This window comes from Streptomyces diastaticus subsp. diastaticus, assembly GCF_011170125.1.
In the GTDB taxonomy this organism is placed as follows: Bacteria; Actinomycetota; Actinomycetes; order Streptomycetales; family Streptomycetaceae; genus Streptomyces; species Streptomyces diastaticus.
Window position 1 is genome coordinate 1,375,917 of record NZ_BLLN01000003.1, and the last position, 22,879, is coordinate 1,398,795.

Here is a 22,879-nt window from a genome sequence, read left to right on the forward strand (position 1 = left end):
CCCGACTCCGTCACGACTGCCGCCGGCCCCTCCGCCCCTCCCCGCGCGGCCCCTCCGCCCGTCCGGTCCGCTGCCGGGGAGGGATGGCCAACCGCGGCTACTCGCGGGTAACATCCGGGTCATGAGCGCAGAACAGATGTCCGTCGGAGAGATGCTCGCCGCCACGGTCCCCATGGTGCGGACCCTCGACCTCGCCTTCGGCGAGATCACCCCGGAGCGGGCCGTGGCCCATCTCCCCGACCAGGCCGCGTACCACAACCACGTCGGCGGCCCTCATGCCGGAGCCATGTTCACGCTCGCCGAGTCGGCCAGCGGCGCCATCGTCCTCGCCGCCTTCGGCGAGCAGTTGACGCGCGCGGTCCCGCTCGCCGCGGGCGCGGAGATCCGCTACCGCAAGCTCGCCCTCGGCCCGGTCACCGCCACCGCCGTCCTCGGCCGCCCGGCCGCCGAGGTCGTCGCCGAGCTCGACGCGGGAACGCGCCCGGAGTTCCCCGTCCACGTCGAGATCACCCGCGAGGACGGTGCCGTCACCGGAGAGATGACCGTGGTCTGGACCCTTCGCCCCAACAGCTGACCGGCCCGGCCCCGCCGACTCCCCGGCAGCGGCGCCGGGGAGCCGCCCCACCTCTCCCATCGGCCACGACGAGCGGACCGACAGGGCGTTCCGCCCTGCCGCGGGCCGGTAGGCTGCGCGCGTCCGTACCCGGAATCCGCGGGTCCGGCGGATGCGGGAGGGACCGACTGTGCACGTGCAGGAGTGGCTGGAGACCGTCCCGGCCGTCAGCGTCTACGCCCTCGTCGGCGTGGTCATCGGCCTGGAGTCGCTCGGTATCCCGCTGCCCGGCGAGATCGTCCTGGTCTCGTCCGCCCTGCTCGCTTCCCAGCACGGCGACATCAACCCCTACGTCCTGGGCGCCTGCGCCATCGCGGGAGCCGTCATCGGCGACTCGGCCGGCTACGCCATCGGCCGCAAGGGAGGCCGGCCGCTGCTGGCCCGCCTCGCCCGCAGGTTCCCCCACCACTTCGGCGCGGCCAACATCGCCCTCGCCGAGCGCTCCTTCCAGAAGTGGGGCATGTGGGCGGTCTTCCTCGGCCGATTCATCGCCCTGCTGAGGATCTTCGCGGGCCCGCTCGCCGGTGTCCTGCACATGCCGTACTGGAAGTTCCTGATCGCCAACGTCACCGGCGGCATCGTCTGGGCGGGCGGCACCACCGCCGTCGTCTACTCGCTGGGGATCGTCGCCGAGGAATGGCTCAAGCGGTTCTCCTGGCTCGGCCTGCTCCTCGCGGTCCTCGTCGGTGTCACCACCACGCTGTTCCTCAGGCGCCGGGCGCGCAGGGCCTCCGCGGCCCTGTCCGACGCCCCGGTGCCCACCGCCGGCTGACGCCGCACCACCGCCGTCCGGCCGCTGTGATCTTCGCCGCAGCCGGGCCACCCCCACCCGGCCCGTCGCGTACGGTGCCAGGGATTCGTGGGACACCCGCGGCGGCGCGGGACGCGCCGAGGCGTACGGCGGCAGGAGGCGGCATGGCGGACGGGACCACGGTCCTCGCGATCGGCGGCAAGGAACCCGAACTCGACCCGGGAGCCTTCACGGCACCGGGCTCCGCCGTCATCGGCGACGTCGTCATGGCGGAGGGCTCCAGCCTCTGGTACAACGCCGTGCTGCGCGCCGACTGCGGCCCCGTCCGGCTGGGTGCGGGCAGCAACGTCCAGGACAACGCCACCGTCCACGTCGACCCCGGTTTCACCGTCACCATCGGCACCGGGGTCTCCGTCGGGCACAACGCCGTACTGCACGGCTGCGTCGTCGAGGACGACGTACTCATCGGCATGGGAGCCACCGTGCTCAACGGCGCCCACATCGGCGCGGGCTCGCTCGTCGCCGCGCAGGCCCTCGTGCCGCAGGGGATGCGGGTGCCGCCGGGCTCGCTCGTCGCGGGGGTGCCCGCCAAGGTCCGCCGGGAGCTGACCGAGGAGGAGCGCGAGGGCATCCGCTTCAACGCCGAGGGCTACCGCGCCCTCGCCGAGGCCCACGCGAAGGCCCTCGCCGAGGAGTGACGGACCGCCCCCGGGCGGGCGCGCCTGGGGCGAAGATCACAGGTCCGGGCGGGTCCCGACGGCCCTACCGGTGAGTACCGTGGCCGCGTGCCGAAGAACCCGCTCACCCCGCTCACCCGCGGCCTCGCCCGCGGCGGCGCCCGCCTCGCGCACGCCGCCGTGCAGACCGGCCGCCGCTGGGTGCGGCAGGCCGGCACCGTCACCGCCGAACACCCCGGTCGGCTGCGGTTCGGCGCGCTCGGGGACGGCACCCGCATCGCCTACCCGCAGGGCACCATCTTCGGCGAGCCCTGGATACGCGTCGGCGCCTACTGCATCATCGCCGAGCAGGTCACCCTCACCGCCGGCCTCATGCCCGACCTCGACCTCGGCCCCGACCCGATCCTGCACATCGGCGACGGCGTCGTCCTCGGCCGGGGCAGCCACGTCATCGCCGACACCACCGTCACCATCGGCGACAACTGCTACTTCGGTCCGTACGTCTACGTGACCTCCACCAACCACAGCTACGACGACCCGCACGAGCCCATCGGACGGCAGTGGCCGCGCACCAAACCGGTGTCGATAGGCACCGGCTGCTGGATAGGGACCGGCGCGGTGATCCTCCCCGGCGCCCGGATCGGACGGAACGTCGTCGTCGGAGCGGGCTCCGTGGTGCGCGGTACCGTTCCCGACCACTCGGTGGTCGCGGGCGCCCCGGCCCGGGTCGTCCGCCGCTGGACGGAGGAGGAGGGCTGGCAGCCGCCGCTGCGCACCCCGGCCCCCGTCCCGCTGCCCGACGACGTCACCCCGGCTCAACTGCGCGCGCTGGCTGCCTGGGAGGCCGAGAGCGGCGGCTGAAGGCCCGCGGCGGGCGGCCCCGGAGCGCCCGGGCCGGGAAGACCCGGTGCGGTGGCTCCGCCGGCCTCGGCGCTGTGGGACGGGCTGAGGCACGACGGCCCCGGCCCGGCCCGCCCTCCCGCTCACCCCGACGCGGGAAGCTCGATCGCCGGGCAGCGGTCCATGACCATGTCCAGTCCCGCCGCCCTGGTGCGCTCCCAGGCGGCCTCGTCCACGACTCCGAGCTGGAACCAGACCGCGTTCGCGCCGATCGCGACCGCCTGGTCGGCGACCTCTCCGGCGAGGGCGGAGTTGACGAAGACGTCCACCACGTCGACCGGGAACGGCACGGCCTCCAGCGACGGGTAGCCCTGCTCCCCGTGGACCGTCTCGGCCTTCGGGTGCACCGGCACGACCCGCTTGCCGTACCGCTGGAGCACCCTGGCCACCCCGTACGCGGCCCGTTCCCGGTTGGCGGAGAGGCCGACCACGGCCCAGGTGTCGCCGCTCTCCCGCAGGACGCGGCGGACCGTCTCGCTGTCTCCGTACTGTTCCGGCATGGGGATCTCCTCGTCGGTGTGCCGGCCGGGGCGGCTCCCGCGGCCCGTCCGGGCAACCCCGCGGGCGACGGTGCCATTCCCCGCCCTGCGCCCCTTCCCCCCCGGCGCATAGGCTGGCCGGATGCAGGACGAGTACCGCACCGTGGCCCGTGAGGGCGTGCACGAGACCGAGATCAGCCGTTCGCGTTTCCTGTGCACCCTGGCCCCGGCGGCCACCGAGAAGGAGGCCCAGGCGGTGATCGCCCGCGTCCGGCGCGCCCACGCCGACGCCACCCACAACTGCTACGCCTACGTCATCGGCGCCGACGCCGGTGTGCAGAAGGCCTCCGACGACGGAGAACCGGGCGGCACGGCGGGCGTCCCCATGCTGCAGATGCTGCTCCGCCGCGACGTCCGCTACGCCGTCGCCGTCGTCACCCGGTACTACGGCGGGACCAAGCTCGGTGCCGGCGGACTCATCCGCGCCTACGGCGGCAGTGTCGGCGAGGCCCTCGACGCGCTCGGCACCCGTACCCGGCGGCGCTTCCGTCTCGCCTCGGTCACCGTCGGCCACGAGCGTGCCGGGCGCCTCCAGAACGACCTGCGGGCCGCCGGACGCGCCATCCGCGACGTCCACTACGGCGAGCGGGTCACCCTCGACATCGGGCTGCCCGACGCCGACGTCGAGTCCTTCCGGAGCTGGCTCGCCGACGCCACCGCGGGCGAGGCGGAGTTCTGCCCCGGCGGCGAGGCGTACGGCGACGCCTGACCGGGTGCGGCGCCTCAGACGCGGGGCAGCTCGGCGAGAAAGGCCTCAGGGCTGACGGCGTACCCCATCGGGTTGATCACCGGCAACGGGGTGCCGTCGAGCAGCACCGTCGGGGTGCCCTGAACGCCGGAGGCCGCGAACGCCGCGGAGACCTCGCGTGCCCACGGCAGGTACGTGTCCTCGCGGACCTCGCGGTCGAACTCCTCGCCGCGCAGCCCGTCGACCTCACCCGCCAGCGTGAGCAGGGTGCCGGTGTCGGCGAACGCGTCCACCTCCTCCGAGGGCTGCTCGGCGTAGAGCACGTGCAGGTACTGGGCGAACCGCTGCTGCCCCGCGTCGGCGGCCGCGCCGAGCGCGCTCAGCGCGGTGAGCGAGCCGCTGCCGCCCACGCCCTCGTCGATGATGGTCGCGAACCGGTAGTGCAGCGTGAGCCGGCCCTGGTCGGCGGCGTCGGTCATGACCGTGCCGAGCCCGTTCTCCATCCGCTTGCAGAACGGGCAGCGCAGGTCGAGGTGGACCGTGAGCGTGTGCCGGTGGCCCGGTTCCCCGTAGAGGACGACGGTGTCGCCGGGGCCGGTGGTGTGCGCGGGGACCGGGGCTTCAGAAGGGACCATGGCTTCAGGCTGGGCAGGCGGAGCGGCGCGCGCAACGCGGGGGAGGGCCGGGGCCGTGTTCCCGCCGCCGGGTGGGGCCGTTCGGGTGACGGCCCGGCCGCTCCCCCTCACCGCCCGACAGGAAGACGACCGCGAAGACCGCGGTCGGCGGGCCGACGCTCCGCGGACGCGGCGCCGCCACCCGGGGCCCGCGCAGGCTCCCGGCCGCCGGCCCGACGTGGGGGTGGTGGTCTCCGTCCCACCGCGCGAACGCGGTGCGGGGCCAAGCCGGTTCGCGGGTGCCGGGCCGCCCGGGGAAAAGCCACCGGGTGCGGGAGGTCGCTCTCCTCATGGGGGGCCGGGCCGGCGGGCAGAACCACGGCACCCCGCTGTCGCCGGGGCCCGGCAGGCGGGCGGCGCGTCCGCCTCACCGCGCCGCCTCCCCCTCCCGGACGAGCCGGAGGCGGCGCGGTCGTTCCTCGCGCGACGAGCCGGTCAGAGGCCCGATACGCGCCAGCCCCCGGGCGGGTGGCGAAGCGGGACGGCGGAGTGCCGAAGGTGCGGGTGAAGGCCGCGGTGAACGCGGCGGGCGAGGCGTAGCCGAGGCGCCCGGAGACCTCGGTGACCGACCGGGTGCGCAGCAGCGGCACGGCCGCCAGCAGGCGGGCCCGGCCGCGCCAGACGGCGGGGCTGTCCCCCGTCTCGATACGGAAGCGCCGGGTGAGGGCACGCTCGCTCAACGCCGCCCGCGCGGCCCAGGCGGCGTTGGTGACACCGGCGTCGGGAGCGGCCAGGTAGGCGCGGCAGAGCCGGGCGAGGTCGGCGGAGTCAGGGAGCCGCAGGTGGAAGGGGAGCGGCGCGCCGGCGCCGATCTCGTGCAGGAGAAGGGTGGCGACGGCGCCCTCGCGCCCCGACCGGCTGTAGTCGGCCTCGAAGCCGACGGCCACCGCGAGGAGTTCGCGCAGCAGCGGCGAGACCTCGACCACCGTGCAGGTGGCGGGCCACCAGGGGACGGCGTCCGGCTCGACGTACAGGCTGCGGGTGCTCACCCCCAGCATCCCCACCCGGTGCCGGGTGCCCGCCGGAACCAGGACGGCCCGCTCGGGCGGGACGGTCCAGGTGCCGTGGGCGGTGTCGACGACCATGACGCCGGTGGCGCCGTAGAGGAACTGCGCCCGCCGGTGCTCGTGCCAGTCCAGCAGGTGTCCGGGCGGGTAGTCGGTGCCGATCGGCAGGACGGCCCGCTCGACGCGGTCCACCTCCGCCAGGGGAACGTTCCTCACCCGGCCACCGTACCCGCGGCCCTGGCCGGGTCGCGAAGGAATCGTGCCGGGTGTCGCATGCGGGCAGCCGTGCGCGGTTGATGGGGTGAGGGCCATGGACGTGGTGGCTCTGCTCGGTGTCGGGCTTCTGGCGGGGACGACGACGGTGCTCTTCGGCTTCGGCGGGGGATTCGTCACGGTCCCCGTCGTGGTGTGGGCGAACGCGGCCCTCGGGGCGGACGCCGCGCGGGTGGCGGTGGCCACCTCGGTGGTGGTGATGGTCGTGAACGCCGCCTTCGCCACCGCGGTCACCCCGCGGCGCACGCTCGCCGCCCTCCGGGGCGGCCGCCCGCTGCTCCTGCTGCTGGCGGTGGGCGGCGTGGCCGGCGCGTTCGCGACCCGCCTCGCCCCGGGGGCGCTGACCCACTGGGCGTTCGTCGGCTACACCGCCGTCACCCTCGCCGACGTGCTGCTGCGGCCGGGCTTCCTGCGCCCGCGCGCCGCGTCCGCCGGCTCCCCGGGACCCCGGCCGCTCCCGGCCGTCGTCGGCGCGCCCGTGGGAGCGGTCGCCGCCTTCCTCGGCGTGGGCGGCAGCGTCATGACGGTCCCGGCGATGCGGCGGGCCGGCCACCCGATGCGAGTGGCCGCCGCGCTGGCCAACCCGCTCACCCTGGCCATCGCCCTGCCCGCCGCGGCGATCCACCTGGCCTTCGTGCCGGGGCCCGGAGGCGGGCACGCGGCCCACGGCGCCCCGGCCGGCCTCGTCGACGTCCGCGCCGCACTGGCGCTGCTGGCCGGTGCCCTGCCCGTGATCGCCCTGCTCCGCAGGCGCCCGCCCCGCATCCCGGACCGCCTCCACGCCTGGGCGTACGCGGGCCTGCTGGCGATGGTGGCGGCCGCCATGTCCCTCTTCGGCCCGTGACATGCGCCCCCGGGGGCCGGCCGGACCGGTCGATCCGGCCGGCACGGCGTCACCGGGCACCGCCGCTCGCCGGCGCGACTCGGCCGGCGACGTGTACGACGCCCCGAACGTGGCGGACATGGGCGGCCATGACGCCGCACACCGGGGCAGAGTGTCCGGGGCGGGTGACGGAGCAGCCGGCGGCCGGCGTTAGCGTGGTCGGTGCCGGCGGACGGGCCGGTGATGGTCGACGCCGGTTCGGGAGGCACGGTGCGGGTGGAGACGCGGGTCGGAGCGGCCCGGTGAGGATTCTGCACACCTCGGACTGGCACCTGGGGCGCTCGTTCCACCGGGTGAGCATGCTCGGCGCGCAGGCCGACTTCATCACCCACCTCGTCGACACCGCGCGCGCCCGCGAGGCGGACGTGGTCGTGGTCGCCGGGGACGTCTACGACCGGGCGGTGCCGCCGCTCGCCGCCGTCGAGCTCTTCGACACCGCGCTGCACCGGCTCGCCGAGGCCGGCGTCCCCACCGTGATGATCTCCGGCAACCACGACTCCGCCCGCCGCCTGGGTGTCGGCGCCGGGCTCATCGACCGGGCCGGTATCCACCTGCGTACCTCGCCCGCCGCGTGCGGTGACCCGGTCGTCCTCCGCGACCACCACGGCGACGTCGCCTTCTACGGTCTGCCCTATCTCGAACCGGCCCTGGTGAAGGACACGCTGGGGGTCGAGCGGGCCGGTCACGAGGCCGTGCTGCGCGCGGCCATGGACCGGGTCCGCGCCGATCTCGCCGACCGCGGGCCCGGTACCCGCTCGGTCGTCCTCGCCCACGCCTTCGTGACCGGCGCCGTCGCCAGCGACAGCGAACGCGACATCACCGTCGGCGGCGTCGCCGCCGTCCCGCTGGACGTCTTCGACGGGGTCGACTACGCCGCCCTCGGCCACCTGCACGGCTGTCAGACCCTCACCCCGCGCGTCCGCTACGCCGGGTCCCCGCTCCCGTACTCCTTCTCCGAGGCCGGTCACCGCAAGTCCATGTGGTTGATCGACCTCGACGCGCGCGGTGAAGTGGCGGCCGAGCGCCTCGACTGCCCGGTGCCGCGTCCGCTCGCCCGGCTGCGCGGCACGCTGGAGGAACTCCTCGCGGACGAGCGTCTCGCCGCTCACGAGGACGCCTGGGTCGAGGTGACGCTCACCGACCCGGTGCGGCCCGCCGACCCGATGGCCCGCCTCCAGGAGCGGTTCCCCCACACGCTGAGTCTCGTCCTCGCCCCCGACCGGAGCGAGGAGGAGGCGCTCGACTCGTACGCGCGGCGGCTCAGCGGCCGCGACGACCGGCAGATCACCGAGGACTTCGTCGGCCACGTACGCGGCGGCGCGGGCCCCGACGCCGCCGAACGCGCCCTGCTGCACGAGGCGCTGGACGCCGTCCGCACCGCCGACCACCTGGGCGAGGTCCACCGATGAGGCTGCACCGTCTCGGCATCACCGCCTTCGGCCCCTTCGGCGGCGCCCACGAGATCGACTTCGACGCGCTGAGCACCGCCGGACTCTTCCTCCTGCACGGCCCGACCGGCGCCGGCAAGACGTCCGTCCTGGACGCCGTCTGCTACGCCCTCTACGGCTCCCTGCCCGGCGAGCGCACCGCCGCCCAGGGCCCCGGACTGCGCAGCGACCACGCCGCGCCGCAGACCCGAGCCGGGGTCGTCCTCGACCTCACCGTCGCCGGGCGCCGCCTGGAGGTGACCCGTCAGCCCGCGTGGGAGCGACCCAAGAGACGCGGCACCGGCACCACACTCGACAAGGCGCAGACCTGGCTGCGCGAGTACGACCCGGCCACCGGGACCTGGCGCGACCTCAGCCGCTCCCACCAGGAGACCGGTGAGGAGATCACCCAGCTGCTCGGCATGAGCAAGGAGCAGTTCTGCCAGGTCGTCCTGTTGCCGCAGGGCGACTTCGCCCGGTTCCTGCGCGCCGACGCCGAGGCCCGGGGGCGGCTGCTGGGCCGCCTCTTCGACACCCGCCGGTTCGCCGCCGTCGAGCAGCACCTCGCCGAGCTGCGCCGGGCCGCCGCCGACCGCGTCCAGGAGGGGGACGGCGTGCTGCTCGCCGCCCTCCAGCGGATGCGGCAGGTCGCGGGCGAGGACATCGGCGTGCCCGCCCCCGAGGGGGAGCCCGGCGAACCGGGGCTCGCCGTTGCCGTGCTCGGCTGGGCCGCCACCGCCCGCACCACCCTGCGCGAACGCCGCACCGTCGCCCGGCTCGCCCTCACCGCCGCCGAGCGGGAGCAGACCGCCGCCCGCCGGGCGCTGGAGGAGACCCGCGAACTCCACCGCCTCCAGCGGCGCGCCGAGGAGGCCCGGCAGCACAGGGTCCGCCTGGACGCCACCGCCGACGCCCACCAGGAGCACCTGGCCCGGCTCGCCCGGGCCCGCAAGGCCGCCGCCGTCGAAGGGGCGCTCGACCTCCGCGCCGCCGCCGAACAGGCACACACCCGCGCCCGCCGGGCCGAGGAGGCGGCCCGCGCCGCCCTCCCCGCGGACCAGGCCGCCCCGGCCGCCCGGCTGGCGGCGCTCGCCCGCACCGCCGTCGGGGAACTGGGCGCGCTCGCCTCCGCCCGCCGGGCCGAGCGGCGCCACGCCGAGCTGTCCGGGGAACTGGCCCGCGCCGACCGGGACGAGCACGCCGACGAGACCCTGCTCGCCGAGACCGCCGACTGGGCCGACCGCTGGGAGACCACCCGCGCCGCGCTCCAGCGCGAGGAGGCCGGGGCCCGCGACGCCGCCGCCCGCGCCGACCGGCTCGCCGCCCTCCTCGGCCCCGCCCGCGAACGGCTCGCCGCCGCCCGCCGCCGCGACACGCTGACCGCCGACGCCGACCGGGCCCGTGCCGCCGTGCTCACCGCCGCCGAGGCGTCGGCCGAGGCCCAGCGGCACTGGCTGGCGCTGAAGGAGAAGCGCCTCGCCCACATCGCCGCCGAACTCGCCGGCCGCCTCACCGACGGCGAGCCCTGCGAGGTCTGCGGCGCGACCACCCACCCGCGTCCGGCGGCCCGCGCCGAGGGCCACGTCGACCAGCGGGCCGAGGACGAGGCGCACGCCGCCTACCGCCGGTGCGACGCCGGGCGGGCCGAGGCCGAACGCGCCCTCGGCGTCGTACGGGAGGAGTTGGCCGCCGCGACGGCCGCAGCCACCACCGCCGAGACCCCGGGGCTGGAGGCGGAGGCGGGACGGCTCGCCGCCGAGCACGCCGAGGCCCGGTCGGCCGCCGAGGCGCTGCACGCCGTCCGCCACCGGCTCGACGCCGCCGAGCGCGAACACGACCGCCGCCTCGCCGACCGCCACGCCGCCGAACGCCGGGCCGCCGCCCGCGCCACCCTCCGCGACAGCCTGGTACGCGAACAGGCAGCACTCGCCGAGGAGTTGAAGCAGGCCAGAGGTGACGCCCCGGACGTCGCCGGACGCGCCCGGCAACTGGAGCGTCGGGCCGCGCTGCTCACCGAGGCCGCCGACGCCGCCCGCGCGGCCGAGGAGAGCGCCACCCGGCTCAAGGAGGCCGACGCGCGACTCGCCGACGCCGCCTACCGGGCCGGGTTCGACACGCCCGAGCAGGCGGCCGCCGCCGTCCTGGACGACGCGGGCCACCGCCGGCTCCAGCACCTCGTCGACGCCCGCCGGCTCGAGGAGGCCGAGGCCCGTGCCGCCCTCGCCGACCCGGCCACCGCCGAGGCCGCCGGCCGGCCGCCCGCCGACCCGGACGCCGCTGCCGACCGCGCGCGCCGGGCCGACCTGCGCCTGCGCGCCGCCGCGGCCACCGCCGAGGCGGCCGCCCGCGACGCCGCCGCGCTGGACACCCTCTCCCGGCAGGCCACCACGGAGGCCCGCCGCATGGGCCCGCTGCGCGCGGAGTACGAACGGGTGGCGCGGCTGGCCCAGCTCGCCGCCGGGACCTCGGCGGAGAACGAACGCCGGATGCGGCTGGAGTCGTACGTACTGGCCGCGCGGCTGGAGCAGGTCGCGGCGGCCGCCACTGTACGCCTGCACCGCATGTCGGGTGGCCGCTACACCCTCGTGCACACGGCCGACCGCTCCGGACGCGGCCGTTCCGGGCTGGGACTGCGCGTGGTGGACGCCTGGACCGGCCGGGAGCGCGACACCGCCACCCTCTCCGGCGGCGAGACCTTCTTCGCCTCCCTCGCCCTCGCCCTCGGCCTCGCGGACGTGGTCACCGACGAGGCGGGAGGGGTCCGCCTCGACACCCTCTTCATCGACGAGGGCTTCGGCAGTCTGGACGACCAGACCCTCGACGACGTCCTCGACGTCCTGGACGCCCTGCGCGAGCGGGACCGCAGCGTGGGCATCGTCAGCCACGTCGCCGACCTGCGCCGCCGCGTCCACACCCAACTGGAGGTCGTCAAGGGGCGCGACGGCTCACGGCTGCGGGTCCACGGCACCGGCGGCTGAGCACGCGGGCGCGCGGTGACCGAGCGCAGGGAGTCGCCCTGGCCGCCTTCCACGACGAGGTACCACGTCCGCAAGCCCCGGACGGAGGTCGTCCCGTGGGCGCGTACGGGTGCGAGGCGGGGTGCCGTGGCCGAGGCTACGGTCCTCGCGCCCGTCCGGAAGCGCTCACCCCCCCGGGAACGGCCGCGAGCCCGTGGCCGCCGTGTCCTCGCTCAGCGTCTTCAGGGTGACGGGGCGCAGGGCCGCTCGGTCCCACGCCTTGACGTACGTCTCCCGGCCGCTCCTCAGATCCCGCACGGGCCCCGACTTCCCGGAGCGTTCCGGCCCCAGGATCACCCTTCGGCGCGGACCACGTCCATGGACCCTCGGAGAGGGGGCCCGCTCATGAGGCGCTTCGCGACGTCTCCGCTCTGGACGGCCACCCGCAGCGCGCTCATTCCTCGTCCCCCGCGAGGCGTGAGCCCGGCCGGGGGCCCCGCCGTGCCGGCGCCGGCCTCGCGGGCGAACGGCGCGGGCGAAGCCGCGCGGGCCGAGGCCCGGACCACTCCCGGGCACCCCGGTCCGGGCCTCGCTCATCCGCCCCCGATCGCCCGCCGCACCAGCGGCGAGGAGTACACGATGCTGGTCGTCACCGCCCCGAGTCCGGCGATGCGGCCCGTCAGCTCCTCCAGGTGGCGCATCGAGCGGGCGGCGACCTTGAGCAGGAAGCAGTCGTCGCCGGTCACGTGATGGGCCTCCAGGATCTGCGGGGTGGCGGCCACCAGGTCGTGGAAGGGCTTGTAGTTGCCGTGCGGGTGGCGCAGGCGGACGAAGGCGAGAATGGCGTAGCCGAGCCGCTCCGGGTCGACCACGGCGGTGTAGCCGCGTACGATCCCCGCCTCCTCCAGCCGCCGCACCCGCTCGGTCACCGCGCTCGCCGACATCGACACGGCCCGCGCCAGTTCGGCGAAACTGGCCCGCCCGTCCCGCTGAAGCGCCTCCAGGATGCGCCAGTCGGTGGCGTCCGGGGAAGACTCGGTCATGGTGCATCTGTAGCAGGGCTATCCCCGGTGGATCAATCTGTTCGCCGGGGACCACTCCTTCAGGGCGGGGCCGTCCGAATCGAGATTCGACCCCGTGAAGCACCAGCTCAGCACCGCCACCGACCGGACCGCACCCCGGCCGACGGCCACCGGGGATTCCCCGTCCGCCGCCCCCGTCGTGCCGCCCGCCGGGACGGCGGCCCCGCCGCGGGCCGCCCTCGTCCGCCGCAGCCCCGTCTCCGGCGTCGCGGCAGACCTCGCCGTCGGCGCCCCGGCCTCACCTCGGTCGACGCCCGGTCCACGGCCGCCTGGGCACAGGACCACGTGCCCGGCGCCGTCCGCCGGCCGACCGCCCCGCTCGCCGCCCGCCCCCTCGACCCACCCGCCCCGTCGTCACCCACTGCCGGGGCCCGGCTGTGGCCGCCCGGTCCGCGCCGCCCCCGGCCGAACGCGGTCACCCGGTCGAGGAGGAGACACCCGGCGGCCACGAGCCGGGTGCGGGAGGGACTCGCCACGACACCGCCGCCGGCCCCCGCGCCGCCCCCCGACCCGCTGACCGCACCCGCCCGGCACGGCCGCCCCGCGGCTGCCGAGCCGGGCCGCACGCCGCCCCCGGGACCGGGAAACCTCGTGGACGCCGGGGAGCCCGCCCGCGATCATGGGCGACATGCCTCAACTCCCCGCGCCCACCGCCGCCGGCCTCGCCCGCGATCCGTTGCCGCTGCGTGGCCGCACCGCCCTGGTCACCGGTGCCAGCAGACGCGACGGGATCGGCCACGCCGTGGCCCGCAGACTCGCCGCGTACGGCGCGAGCGTCCACCTCCACCACCACGTGCCGCACGACGCGGCCCAGCCCTGGGGCGCCGACGACCCCGAACGCGTCGCCGACTCGGTACGCGAGGTGCTGGCGGCGCCCGGCGCCCTGGTCACCCACGGATCCGCCGACCTGGCCGACCCCGACGCTCCCGCCGGGCTTCTCGCGGACGCGGTGGCGGCACTCGGCGGGCGGCTCGACATCCTGGTCGCCAACCACGCCCGCAGCGGCGACGACGGGCCGCTCGAGGCGATCGACGCCCGCGCCCTCGACGTCCACTGGGCCGTCGACACCCGTTCGGTGATCCTGCTGGTCCAGGCGTACGCCAGGCACCGCGCCGCCCTCGGCGACGACGCCCCGCCCGGCCGCGTCCTGATGATGACCTCCGGCCAGGACCACGGCGGTGGTATGCCGGACGAGATCGCCTACAGCCTCCAGAAGGGCGCCCTGGCCTCCGCCACCCGCTCCCTCGCCACCGCGCTCGCCCCGCTCGGTGCCACCGTCAACACGGTCAACCCCGGTCCGGTGGACACCGGTTACCTCACCGGCTCGGCCTACGACCACATCGCCGGGCTCTTCCCGGCGGGCCGCTGGGGGATGCCCGACGACCCGGCGCGGCTGCTCTCCTGGCTCGCCACCGACGAGGCCGGATGGATCACCGGCCAGGTCATCGACTCCGAGGGCGGCTTCCGGCGCTGACGAGGGGCGGGCCGGCCACGGGGCCGGGCGGCGGCGCCCGGCCCCGTACGCGTCAGAGCCTCGACAACTCGTCCACCAGGTCGTCCAGGCCCAGCGAGCCCAGCGACAGCGCGGCCATGTGCCACGCCTTGGCGTCGAAGGAGTCGCCGTGCGCCGCGCGGGCGTTGGCGCGGCCCAGCAGCCAGGCGCGCTCGCCCAGCTTGTAGCCGATGGCCTGGCCGGGCATCGACAGATAGCGGGTCAGCTCGCTCTCCACGAACTCCGCCGGCCGGCCGCTGTGCTGCCCGAAGAACTCCTGCGCCAGCTCCGGCGTCCACCGCTCGCCCGGATGGAACGGCGAGTCGTCCGGGATGGCCAGCTCCAGGTGCATGCCGATGTCGACGATGACCCGTGCCGCCCGCATCATCTGCGCGTCCAGGTACCCCAGCCGCCGCTCCGCGTCGGTGAGGAAACCCAGCTCCTCCATGAGCCGCTCCGCGTACAGCGCCCAGCCCTCGCAGTTGGCACTGACCATGCCGACCGTCGCCTGGTAGCGCGAGAGGCTCTCCGCCACATGCGTCCACTGGGCCAGCTGGAGGTGATGGCCGGGCACGCCCTCGTGGTACCAGGTCGACACCAGGTCGTAGACCGGGAAGCGGGTCTCGCCCATCGTCGGCAGCCAGGTCCGCCCCGGCCGTGAGAAGTCCTCCGAAGGACCGGTGTAGTACGGGGCTGCGGCCCCGCCGGGCGGCGCGATCCGCGACTCGACCCGGCGCACCCGCTCCGCCAGCTCGAAGTGGGTCCCGTCCAGCGCCTCGATGGCCTCGTCCATGACGCCCTGGAGCCAGTCGCGGACCTCGTCCACGCCCTCGATGTGCGCGCCGTGCTCGTCCAGGTGCTTCAGCGCCTCCCACGGCGTGGCCGCGCCCGGCAGCACCTTCTCCGCCTCGGCGCGCATCTCACCGAGCAGCCGGTGGTACTCCGACCAGCCGTAGGCGTACGCCTCGTCCAGGTCCAGGTCGGTGCCGTTGAAGTAGCGGGACCAGCGCTGGTACCGCTCCCTGCCCACCGTGTCCGGCTGTCCCTCGACGGCCGGCGCGTAGACGTCGCGCATCCAGTCCCGCAGCGCCGCCACCGCGGCGCTCGCCCCGGCGGCGGCCTCGTCCAGCTCGGCGCGGAGCGCCTCGGGGCCGTCCGCCGCGAAGGTGTCGAACCAGCCCGGCTCCCCCTCGCCGCCCGCCCACTCGGTGAGCTGCCCGACGAACGTCGCCGTCGGCCGGGGGCCGCCGTACAGCTCGCGCTCCAGGCCCAGCTCCAGTGACTGCCGGTAGCCCTCCAGCGCCGCGGGTACGGCGCGCAGCCGCTCCACGACGGCCGCCCACTCCTCCTCGGTGCCGGTCGGGGTCACCGTGAAGACCTCGCGCACCGCGTGCGCGGGGGAGTGGATGTTGCTGACCGCGCGCAGGTCCTCGTCGGCCTCGTGGACCGCCAGCTCGGCGGTCAGCCGCTCCCGCAGCAGCCGCGCGCAGCGCCGCTCCTCCTCGCTCTGCCCGCCGGGGCGCCGCTCCGCCTCGTCCAGCGCGGCCAGAGTCGCGGTCGCCAGGGCGGCCACGGCCTGCCGTCCGGCCGGGGAGAAGTCGGGCAGCTTCCCGGAGCTCTCGGCCAATCCGAGATACGTACCGGTGATCGGGTCGAGGGCGATGAGGTCGTCGACGTAGGCGTCGGCGACCTGACGGGGCAACGGGTTCTTCAACTCTGACATGGGCCCATCCTCGTACGGCCCGCCCCCCGGCGTCACCATCTTCCGTCCGGCGCCCCCTCGGCCTCCCCCGGAGGCAGCATCGGCCCGCACTCCCACTGCTGGAAGATCAGCCGGGTCTCGACCCGCGCCACCTCCCGCCGGGAGGTGAACTCGTCCAGCACCAGCCGCTGGAGATCGGTCATGTCCGCCACGGCGACATGGACCAGGTAGTCGTCCGGGCCGGTCAGATGGAAGACCGCCCGCGACTCCGGCAGTGCCCGGATGCGGTCCACGAACGGTCCCACCAGCTCGCGCCGGTGCGGCCGTACCTGCACCGACAGCAGCGCCTGGAGCCCGCGCCCCAGCTTCGCCGGGTCCAGCTCCAGCCGGTGCCCGAGGATCACGCCGGACCGGCGCAGCCGCGCCACCCGGTCCAGGCAGGTGGACGCGGCCACCCCGGTCGCCTCGGCCAGCTCGCGGTAGGTCGCCCGGGCGTCGTTCTGCAACAGCCGCAGAATCCGCAGGTCCACCGTGTCCAGTACGACAGAACCAGTCATCCGCCGAACGTAGCACGGGACTTGGCCGTCACCGCCGGACGGCCCGGGACCCTCGGCCCATGACCACCGACGCCGCGCACACCCCCGCCACCCCGCCGCCCGCCCCCCGGGCCCTGGCCACGGAAGCGGTCCACGCCGGCCGCGACGACCTCGCCGGGCTCGGCCTGCACGCGCCGCCGCTCGACCTCTCCACCACCTACCCCTCGTACGACAGCCGTGCCGAGGCCGCCCGGCTCGACGCGTTCGCCGCCACCGGCGCCGAACTCGACGGCCCGCCCGTCTACGCGCGCCTCGGCAATCCCACGGTCGCCCGCTTCGAGACCGCCCTCGCGAAGCTGGAGGGCACCGAGTCCGCCGTCGCCTTCGCCAGCGGTATGGCCGCCCTCACCGCCGTCCTGCTGGCCCGCGCCTCGCTCGGCCTGCGCCACGTCGTCGCGGTCCGCCCGCTGTACGGGTGCAGTGACCACCTGCTCAACACCGGGCTGCTCGGCACCGAGGTCACCTGGGTCGACCCGGCGGGCATCGCCGACGCCATCCGCCCCGACACCGGCCTGGTCCTCGTCGAGACCCCCGCCAACCCCACCCTCGCCGAGCTCGACCTGCGCGCCGTCGCCCACGCCTGCGGCACCGTGCCGCTGCTCGCCGACAACACCTTCGCCACCCCCGTCCTCCAGCGGCCCGCCGAATCCGGTGCCCGCATCGTGCTGCACAGCGCCACCAAGTACCTCGGCGGCCACGGCGACGTGCTCGGCGGCGTCGTCGCCTGCGACGAGGAGTTCGCCCGCACGCTGCGCCAGGTCCGCTTCACGACCGGCGGCGTGCTGCACCCGCTCGCCGGCTACCTGCTGCTGCGCGGCCTGTCCACGCTGCCCGTCCGGATGCGCGCCGCCTCCGCCACCGCCGCCACTCTGGTCGAGCGGCTCCGCGCCGACGCCCGGGTCACCCGCGTCCACTACCCGGCCGTCGGCGGCGCCATGGTCGCCTTCGAGACCGCGGGCGACCCGCACCAGGTGATCGCCGGGGTGCGGCTGATCACCCCGGCCGTCAGCCTCGGCAGCGTCGACACCCTCATCCAGCACCCCGCCTCCATCAGCCACCGGGTGGTCGACGCCCACGACCGGCACGCCCACGGCGTCAGCGACCGGTTGCTGCGTCTCTCCGTCGGCCTGGAGGACGCCGACGACCTCTGGAACGACCTCGACTCCGCCCTCGGCACGGGAACCGAGGACGGCGCCGGAGCGGGTACGCGGGTCAGCGCGCCGGGCGCGCCTTCCCGGACCGAGGGTCGTACGCCGGCCGTGAGCACACCGGAGTGACGTCCAGGCGGGCGGTGATCACCAGGGTGCCCTCCTCGATCTGGTAGTCGAGGGGGAGCCCCAGGCCGCGCATGGCGGCGACCATCGCGGTGTTCGACGCCTGCGTCACCGCGTAGACACTCCCACCGCCCGCCTCCGCGGCCATCGCGACCAGCCGGCCGAGGAGTTCGCCGCCGATGCCCCGGTGCTGCCAGGCGTCCTCCACCAGCAGCGCGACCTCCGTCTCCTCGCCGTCCCACAGCAGGTGCCCGAGGGCGACCACGCGGCCCCCGGCGTCGCGCGCCGCCAGGGTCCGGCCGAACCGCGGGCTCAGCAGGTGGTCCAGGTAGCGGTCGGCGTCGCGGACCGGCCCGTGGTAGCGCCTGGCCAGGGTCTCGGGCGAGCAGCGCTCGTGCAGGGCGCGGGCCTCGGGCAGGTCGGCGGCGTCGGCGCGCTGCACCGTCACGGCCTCCCCCCGGTCCAGCGCGAGCACGTGCCGGCTCCGCGGCAGCCGGGCCCCCAGCCTGCCGTCCAGCTCCACCAGCGCGCGTGCCCGCGCGAACTCGGTCGGTGTGAACGGCAGACGGGGCCGTTCGACGGTGAGCACGCCGTCCCCCGGGGCCCGCAGCCGCAGCACCGCCCCGTCGAGCACGCCCTCCACCGGCACGGCCTGCCCGTCCGCCGCCACCCGCGCCGCGGGCACCGAGCGGATCGTGCAGCGGCCCAGCAACTGGCGCAGGGCCAGCGGCAGCTCGGCCGGGTCCAGCGCGACGCGGGTGGCGAGGCCCAGGACCCGCGTCGGGGCGTCGACCAGGTCGTGGGCGTCGGCCCGCTCGATCCAGGTGGCGGCGCCGCCCGCCCCGGCGACCGTACGGGTGAGCGTCGCGGCCGCCAGCCCCTCCGGGGCCCGCAGCAGGAACTCGTCGACCGTGCCCTGCGCCAGCGGATGCGCCTGGAGGCTCAGGATGTCGACCTTCCGCCGGGCCAGCGCTCCGCACAGCCGCGCCAGCGAGCCCGGCTCGTCGCGCACGGTGGTCCGCATCCGCCACAGCGCCGTCGTGCCCGGTGCCCCCTCGGCGGCGGGACCCTCGGCGGTGCCCGTACCGGGCCCGGTGCCCGCCGGGGGCGGGGCGTGCGGATGCCGCCGCGCCCACCACCGGCGCACCGCCGCCGTCCCCAGCAGTGCGACGGCCGCGGCGGGCAGCGTCACCGGCCCCCACGGCCCGTCGGCCACGGACCCGGCGACGGCGGCCGCCACCGCCACGGCCGTGAGCAGGGCGGCCGTCCCGACCAGGTCGCGCCGCCGGGGGCGGGTGCCCGGGGCGGGGGCGCGGCGCCGGGACCGGCGGGAGCGGACCCGCGTGGCACTCCTCGCCGGGGTCGCCGCGTCCGGCCCGGGGCCGGACGCGGGCGCGGTGTCAGTCGTCTCCCTCGTCATGCCTCCACTGTGGAGGAGCGGTGTTGCCTGTCCACGAACGTGCTGTGACCGGCTGGTTAAGTGCCCTCAGGTCCCTTTCGCCGGGACCGCGACGGCGGTCCCGGCTCCCTCACTGGCCGACCAGCCCCGGCTGGAGCGTCCTGCGGAACAGCGTGCGGCCGCCCTCCGCCCGCAGCCGAACCGTCAGCTCCCCGCTCGCGCCGTCGATGTCGACGGCGCCGAAGTACTGCGGCGACTCGGCGGGGGAGACGTTGGCCCGGCCCGGGGCCTGGACGAAGACCTGGTCGGGGCCGAAGGTCGCGTCGAGCGCGGTCGCCGGGAAGCCGCCGGCCGCCAGCGGCCCCGTCACGAACTCCCAGAACGGCGCGAAGTCCTGGAAGGCCGCCCGCTCGGGCCGGTAGTGCTGCGCGGAGGTGTGGTGCACGTCGGCGGTGAGCCAGAGCGTGCCGGTGATCCGCCGGTGCTTGATGTGCCGCAGCAGCTCCGCGATCTGCAGTTCCCGGCCCAGCGGCGCCCCCGGGTCGCCCTGCGCCACGGCCTCCACGTGCTGGTCGGCGTCGAGGACGACCAGGCCCAGCGGCATGTCGGAGGCGATCACCTTCCACACCGCGCGCGAGCGGGACAGCTCGCGCTTGAGCCAGGCGAGCTGCTCGGCACCGAGGATGCCCACCGTGTCGTCGGTCTCCCGGCCCGGCGAGTTGGGCCGCCGGTGGCTGCGCATGTCGAGCACGAACACGTCGAGCAGCGGACCGTGCCGCAGCACCCGGTACACCCGGCCGGCCCGGTCGGCGGCGCGCGCGGGCAGCGTGGACACGGGGAAGTACTCGCCGAACGCCCTGAGCGCCCGGGCGGCCAGCACGTCGGCCCGCTTCTCGGTGTAGCGGTCGTCGTCCAGGAGCTGGCCCGGGTACCAGTTGTTGTGCACCTCGTGGTCGTCCCACTGCACGATCCACGGCACGCGGGCGTTGAACCGCCGCATCGGCGCGTCCAGCAGGTTGTAGCGGAAGTTGCCCCGGAACTCCGCCAGGGTCTCGGCGACCTTCGCCTTCTCCTCGGTGGTGGTGTTCCGCCAGATCCGGCCGTCCGGGAGGGTCACCTCCGGCTCGACGGGGCTGTCGGCGTAGATGGTGTCGCCGCTGCACAGGAAGAAGTCCGGGTCCAGCGCGCCCATCTCGTCGAACACCCGGTAGCCGCCCCGGTCCGGGTTGATGCCCCAGCCCTGGCCCGCGATGTCCCCGGACCAGGTGAACCGCACGTCTCGGCGGCGCGGTGAGGTGGTGCGGAAGGTCCCGGTGACCGGCTCGCCGCCGCGCCTCGGGTCGTCGGGGTCGGCGAGCAGGACGCGGTAGTGGATCTGCTGCCCGGAGGGCAGGCCGTGCAGCCGGGTGGTGCCGGTGAAGTCGGTCCCCGGGCCGAGCAACGGACCCCGGAAGCGCCGGGGGCCGCGGAACGACTCGGTGGCCGAGGCCTCGACCACCATCCGGGCGGGCCGGTCCGACCGCACCCAGACCAGGCCGCCGTCCGCGCCCACGTCACCGGCCTGCACGCCCCAGCGCGCGGCAGGACGCCCCGAGCGGGCGAAGGCGGGCGCCACCCCGGCGGCGGGCAGGGCCAGGGCGGCGGTGGCCGCCAGCGAGCCGGTGAGCAGCCGACGCCGGGCGACGCCGGGAGCGTCCGTGCCGGGGGCGCCGGGGGAATCGGGAGAGCGGTGGTCGGGTGCGGGCGTCATGGGGCCTCCTGCTCAGCGGTGCCGGGGCTGGTGTCCGGGCGCCACTCCGGTGCGGAGCGGGGTGGGTCGAGCGGCGCCGGTGCGAACCCTCAGTGAACATCCGCCGTTCGGCCGGGTCTGCCCCGCGCGCCGGAGGGGCCGGATCCGGTCCCTCACCGCCGAGGGGCCCGGGGCACGCGCGCCCCGGGCCCTTTGACGCGCGGCCTCAGCGGGTGGCGTCCAGGATGACCCGGGCGACCAGCGCCGGGTCGTCGTTCATCGGGACGTGTCCGCAGCCGGGCAGGCGGATCAGCCGGGCCCCGGGGATGACGCGCTTGGCCCGTACGCCCTGGCGGCGCAGGAGCAGCCGGTCCCGGCTGCCCCAGGCCACGGTCACCGGGACGTCCGGCACGTCATGGACGAAGAGCGCGTCCCGTCCGGCGGCCAGGGTCGGTTCGAAACCGGTGCAGTCGCGCAGCGCGAGCGTCTCGGCGACCACCGCCGCGGCCGGGCGCCGCGTCGGGCGGGCGTAGATGGTGCTGGTCAGGGCGGCGCGCCCGACGGCCGTGCGGGCGGCCCGCTGCACCACCGGCAGCGGCATGGCCAGCGCCGCCTGCCGCATCGCGCGCAGCGTGCCGAAGGCGAACCGGCGCTCGCCCTCGGTCCAGAATCCGGCCGGGGAGAGCGCCGTGACCGTACGCGCGAGCCCCTGGCGGCCGAGTTCCAGCGCGAGCAGCCCGCCCAGCGAGTTGCCGACCACGTGCGGGCGGTGGAGCCCCAGCGTCTCGCAGAGCCTGCCGAGGGCCTGGGCGACGGTCGGCAGGTCGTACGGGACGCCGTCCGGCAGGGCGGGAGAGGCACCGAACCCCGGCAGGTCGACGGCGATCACGTCACGCTCGGCCGCGAGGATGCCGGTGACCGGTTCCCATGCCTGGAGGTGGTGCCCTATGCCGTGCAGCAGCACCACCGGCTCACCGGAGCCGTGGCGTTGGTGGACGGCGCTCACCTCGCGGCTGCCGGCGGGGGTGTCGATGCGGAAGGAGACGGTCGCGGTCATGCAGCTCCTCGGCGTGAACGCGCGGGGTGCGCGCGGGACATGGCTGTGCTGCTGGACAGCTTGTCAGTAGGCGCTACCGATCGGTAGCCCCTGACCGTCCTCCCGCACGCGAAAGGACGGCGCCCGAGCGGTGCGTGCGCCGTGCGTCCCTCTGTGTGCCGCACGCGAACGATGCGTGAACGCTGTACGGCACTGTGCCGGGGCGCCCCGGGCCCGGCGCAGGATTGGTCTTGACCAAGTCCCCGGCGCCCCCTATCGTCGCTAGGGTTAGTGAAGGAACCTTTAATAAACAAGGGCACGGAAAACACCGCCGGGACAAGGCGATTGCGGAGGATCAGGGTGGGGACCACGCAGCTGGAATCGGTGCCGGAGCCGAAGTACTGGCACCTCAGGACCGTGCTCAGTGAGGCACTCGACTCCGAGTTCGCCGTCGGCCAGGTGCTGCCGAACGAACGCGACCTCGCCGCACGCTTCGGCGTCGCACGGGCCACGCTCCGCCAGGCACTGGAGCAGCTCGAGCTCGAAGGCCGCCTCCAGCGCCGCCGGGGGGTCGGCACCACCGTCGCCCCGCCGCGCGTCGGCGTGGCCGTCGGCTCCGCCCAGCTCGGCTGGCCGGGTGCCCCCGGTGACGCCTGGCAGGCCGAGGAGTGCGAGCGCGCCCTGGCGCCCGCCGCCGTCGCCGGGATGCTCGGCGTGGCCAAGGACGAGCCGGTCCACGTCGTCCGCCGGACCCGGGTGACCGGGGGCCAGCCGGTGGCCGCCGACCTGGTCCACATCCCCGCCTCCTCGGTGCCGGACCTCACCGCCATAGACGCCCCCTCCGGTCCGGCCCGGGCCCGCGCGGTCCTGCGCGAACTGTGCCGGACGGAGTTCGAGGGCCAGGACCGCTCCGTCGAACTGGGTTCCGCCCGGGCCGACGACGCGCGTGCCCTGGACCGGCTGCCCGGAGCGCCCGTACTCGTGGTCACCACGCGGTACTTCGGCGCCGGCGGCACCGCCGCCGTCTCGCTCGCCACCTACCGGGCCGACACCTGCCGCCTCACCTTCGGCGCGGACGGCGTGGAGATCCACCACACACCGGAGCGGCAGGCGTCCTGACCCGCCACAGCCCGCTCCCCGCCACGGCCGCCCGGCTCCGTCCCGGCGGCCGTGCGCGTTT

The 22,879-nt window shown here is 76.1% G+C and carries 19 protein-coding genes and 1 pseudogene; 11 read left to right on the forward strand and 9 right to left on the reverse strand.

Features of this window, described 5'->3' with window-relative positions; genetic code table 11:
- Positions 1-136: 136 nt before the first annotated feature.
- The 4 genes from Sdia_RS14610 to Sdia_RS14625 all read left to right on the forward strand — a co-directional run bounded on the left by Sdia_RS14610 (position 137) and on the right by Sdia_RS14625 (position 2,902).
- Positions 137-574: a DUF4442 domain-containing protein gene (locus Sdia_RS14610; protein ID WP_124288556.1), complete on the forward strand. Its 438-nt coding sequence runs from the start codon at positions 137-139 to the stop codon at positions 572-574.
- Between the two features lie 169 nt (positions 575-743).
- Positions 744-1,385 (forward strand): DedA family protein, encoded by a 642-nt coding sequence (locus Sdia_RS14615; protein WP_124288519.1) that lies wholly within the window; start codon positions 744-746, stop codon positions 1,383-1,385.
- 143 nt (positions 1,386-1,528) lie between these two features.
- Positions 1,529-2,062, forward strand: coding sequence for a gamma carbonic anhydrase family protein (locus Sdia_RS14620; RefSeq protein WP_124288520.1), 534 nt, complete (start codon positions 1,529-1,531; stop codon positions 2,060-2,062).
- Positions 2,063-2,149: 87 nt separating this feature from the next.
- Positions 2,150-2,902, forward strand: a complete 753-nt coding sequence (locus Sdia_RS14625; protein ID WP_189500301.1) for an acyltransferase — start codon at positions 2,150-2,152, stop codon at positions 2,900-2,902.
- A 122-nt stretch (positions 2,903-3,024) separates the two neighbouring features.
- Here the strand turns inward: Sdia_RS14625 and Sdia_RS14630 are convergent, their stop codons facing one another.
- The gene (locus tag Sdia_RS14630; RefSeq protein ID WP_189500302.1) at positions 3,025-3,441 is read right to left on the reverse strand and encodes a CoA-binding protein; all 417 of its coding nucleotides are present in this window, start codon (positions 3,439-3,441) and stop codon (positions 3,025-3,027) included.
- Between the two features lie 121 nt (positions 3,442-3,562).
- Between Sdia_RS14630 and Sdia_RS14635 the strand changes: the two genes are divergently transcribed.
- A complete protein-coding gene (locus tag Sdia_RS14635; protein WP_100455558.1) occupies positions 3,563-4,189 on the forward strand; it encodes a YigZ family protein in 627 nt (208 codons plus the stop codon).
- A gap of 14 nt (positions 4,190-4,203) precedes the next feature.
- Here the strand turns inward: Sdia_RS14635 and Sdia_RS14640 are convergent, their stop codons facing one another.
- Complete coding sequence (locus tag Sdia_RS14640; protein WP_189500303.1) at positions 4,204-4,803, reverse strand: DsbA family protein; 600 nt, start codon at positions 4,801-4,803, stop codon at positions 4,204-4,206.
- 509 nt (positions 4,804-5,312) lie between these two features.
- A pseudogene (locus Sdia_RS14645) lies at positions 5,313-6,065 on the reverse strand (AraC family transcriptional regulator); the annotation flags it as partial.
- Positions 6,066-6,159: 94 nt separating this feature from the next.
- Between Sdia_RS14645 and Sdia_RS14650 the strand changes: the two are divergent.
- The 3 genes from Sdia_RS14650 to Sdia_RS14660 all read left to right on the forward strand — a co-directional run bounded on the left by Sdia_RS14650 (position 6,160) and on the right by Sdia_RS14660 (position 11,410).
- On the forward strand, positions 6,160-6,966 hold the full coding sequence (locus tag Sdia_RS14650; RefSeq protein WP_223121925.1) for a TSUP family transporter: 807 nt from the start codon (positions 6,160-6,162) through the stop codon (positions 6,964-6,966).
- Positions 6,967-7,247: 281 nt separating this feature from the next.
- Positions 7,248-8,414 (forward strand): exonuclease SbcCD subunit D, encoded by a 1,167-nt coding sequence (locus Sdia_RS14655; RefSeq protein WP_100455560.1) that lies wholly within the window; start codon positions 7,248-7,250, stop codon positions 8,412-8,414.
- Entirely contained in the window at positions 8,411-11,410 is a 3,000-nt protein-coding gene (locus Sdia_RS14660; RefSeq protein ID WP_189500304.1) for an AAA family ATPase, read from the forward strand. The genes Sdia_RS14655 and Sdia_RS14660 overlap by 4 nt, the downstream gene beginning before the upstream one ends.
- A 572-nt stretch (positions 11,411-11,982) precedes the next feature.
- Here Sdia_RS14660 and Sdia_RS14665 read toward each other — a convergent pair.
- Positions 11,983-12,432 (reverse strand): Lrp/AsnC family transcriptional regulator, encoded by a 450-nt coding sequence (locus tag Sdia_RS14665; RefSeq protein ID WP_100455562.1) that lies wholly within the window; start codon positions 12,430-12,432, stop codon positions 11,983-11,985.
- A 667-nt stretch (positions 12,433-13,099) separates the two neighbouring features.
- On the opposite strand from Sdia_RS14665, the gene Sdia_RS14670 reads away from it, so the two are divergent.
- A complete protein-coding gene (locus Sdia_RS14670) occupies positions 13,100-13,945 on the forward strand; it encodes an SDR family oxidoreductase (protein ID WP_100455792.1) in 846 nt (281 codons plus the stop codon).
- 52 nt (positions 13,946-13,997) lie between these two features.
- Here the strand turns inward: Sdia_RS14670 and Sdia_RS14675 are convergent, their stop codons facing one another.
- Complete coding sequence (locus Sdia_RS14675; RefSeq protein WP_189500305.1) at positions 13,998-15,686, reverse strand: DUF885 domain-containing protein; 1,689 nt, start codon at positions 15,684-15,686, stop codon at positions 13,998-14,000.
- A 32-nt stretch (positions 15,687-15,718) separates the two neighbouring features.
- Entirely contained in the window at positions 15,719-16,222 is a 504-nt protein-coding gene (locus Sdia_RS14680) for an Lrp/AsnC family transcriptional regulator (protein ID WP_100455565.1), read from the reverse strand.
- Positions 16,223-16,281: 59 nt separating this feature from the next.
- Here Sdia_RS14680 and Sdia_RS14685 point away from each other — a divergent pair, with 59 nt between their 5' ends.
- Positions 16,282-17,538: a trans-sulfuration enzyme family protein gene (locus tag Sdia_RS14685; protein WP_229831390.1), complete on the forward strand. Its 1,257-nt coding sequence runs from the start codon at positions 16,282-16,284 to the stop codon at positions 17,536-17,538.
- On the opposite strand, the gene Sdia_RS14690 is transcribed toward Sdia_RS14685, so the two are convergent.
- The 3 genes from Sdia_RS14690 to Sdia_RS14700 all read right to left on the reverse strand — a co-directional run bounded on the left by Sdia_RS14690 (position 17,474) and on the right by Sdia_RS14700 (position 21,720).
- Positions 17,474-18,955, reverse strand: coding sequence for a GNAT family N-acetyltransferase (locus tag Sdia_RS14690; protein WP_189500306.1), 1,482 nt, complete (start codon positions 18,953-18,955; stop codon positions 17,474-17,476). The two genes, Sdia_RS14685 and Sdia_RS14690, sit on opposite strands and share 65 nt — an antisense overlap.
- 109 nt (positions 18,956-19,064) lie before the next feature.
- Entirely contained in the window at positions 19,065-20,684 is a 1,620-nt protein-coding gene (locus Sdia_RS14695) for an alkaline phosphatase D family protein (RefSeq protein ID WP_115068389.1), read from the reverse strand.
- A gap of 205 nt (positions 20,685-20,889) precedes the next feature.
- Positions 20,890-21,720 carry an alpha/beta fold hydrolase gene (locus tag Sdia_RS14700; protein WP_115068388.1) on the reverse strand — a complete coding sequence of 277 codons (831 nt, stop codon included), beginning with the start codon at positions 21,718-21,720 and terminating at the stop codon, positions 20,890-20,892.
- A gap of 339 nt (positions 21,721-22,059) precedes the next feature.
- Here Sdia_RS14700 and Sdia_RS14705 point away from each other — a divergent pair, with 339 nt between their 5' ends.
- Positions 22,060-22,818 (forward strand): GntR family transcriptional regulator, encoded by a 759-nt coding sequence (locus Sdia_RS14705; protein WP_100455568.1) that lies wholly within the window; start codon positions 22,060-22,062, stop codon positions 22,816-22,818.
- Positions 22,819-22,879 lie beyond the last annotated feature (61 nt).

Bases quoted from the DNA above. Each gene is read 5' to 3' on its own strand.
- Sdia_RS14610 (WP_124288556.1), top strand. From the start codon at position 137: ATGTCCGTCGGAGAGATGCTCGCCGCCACGGTCCCCATGGTGCGGACC.
- Sdia_RS14660 (WP_189500304.1), top strand. From the start codon at position 8,411: ATGAGGCTGCACCGTCTCGGCATCACCGCCTTCGGCCCCTTCGGCGGC.
- Sdia_RS14665 (WP_100455562.1), bottom strand. From the start codon at position 12,432: ATGACCGAGTCTTCCCCGGACGCCACCGACTGGCGCATCCTGGAGGCG.
- Sdia_RS14640 (WP_189500303.1), bottom strand. From the start codon at position 4,803: ATGGTCCCTTCTGAAGCCCCGGTCCCCGCGCACACCACCGGCCCCGGC.
- Sdia_RS14620 (WP_124288520.1), top strand. From the start codon at position 1,529: ATGGCGGACGGGACCACGGTCCTCGCGATCGGCGGCAAGGAACCCGAA.
- Sdia_RS14630 (WP_189500302.1), bottom strand. From the start codon at position 3,441: ATGCCGGAACAGTACGGAGACAGCGAGACGGTCCGCCGCGTCCTGCGG.
- Sdia_RS14670 (WP_100455792.1), top strand. From the start codon at position 13,100: ATGCCTCAACTCCCCGCGCCCACCGCCGCCGGCCTCGCCCGCGATCCG.
- Sdia_RS14635 (WP_100455558.1), top strand. From the start codon at position 3,563: ATGCAGGACGAGTACCGCACCGTGGCCCGTGAGGGCGTGCACGAGACC.
- Sdia_RS14680 (WP_100455565.1), bottom strand. From the start codon at position 16,222: ATGACTGGTTCTGTCGTACTGGACACGGTGGACCTGCGGATTCTGCGG.
- Sdia_RS14675 (WP_189500305.1), bottom strand. From the start codon at position 15,686: ATGTCAGAGTTGAAGAACCCGTTGCCCCGTCAGGTCGCCGACGCCTAC.
- Sdia_RS14650 (WP_223121925.1), top strand. From the start codon at position 6,160: ATGGACGTGGTGGCTCTGCTCGGTGTCGGGCTTCTGGCGGGGACGACG.
- Sdia_RS14690 (WP_189500306.1), bottom strand. From the start codon at position 18,955: ATGACGAGGGAGACGACTGACACCGCGCCCGCGTCCGGCCCCGGGCCG.
- Sdia_RS14685 (WP_229831390.1), top strand. From the start codon at position 16,282: ATGACCACCGACGCCGCGCACACCCCCGCCACCCCGCCGCCCGCCCCC.
- Sdia_RS14700 (WP_115068388.1), bottom strand. From the start codon at position 21,720: ATGACCGCGACCGTCTCCTTCCGCATCGACACCCCCGCCGGCAGCCGC.
- Sdia_RS14695 (WP_115068389.1), bottom strand. From the start codon at position 20,684: ATGACGCCCGCACCCGACCACCGCTCTCCCGATTCCCCCGGCGCCCCC.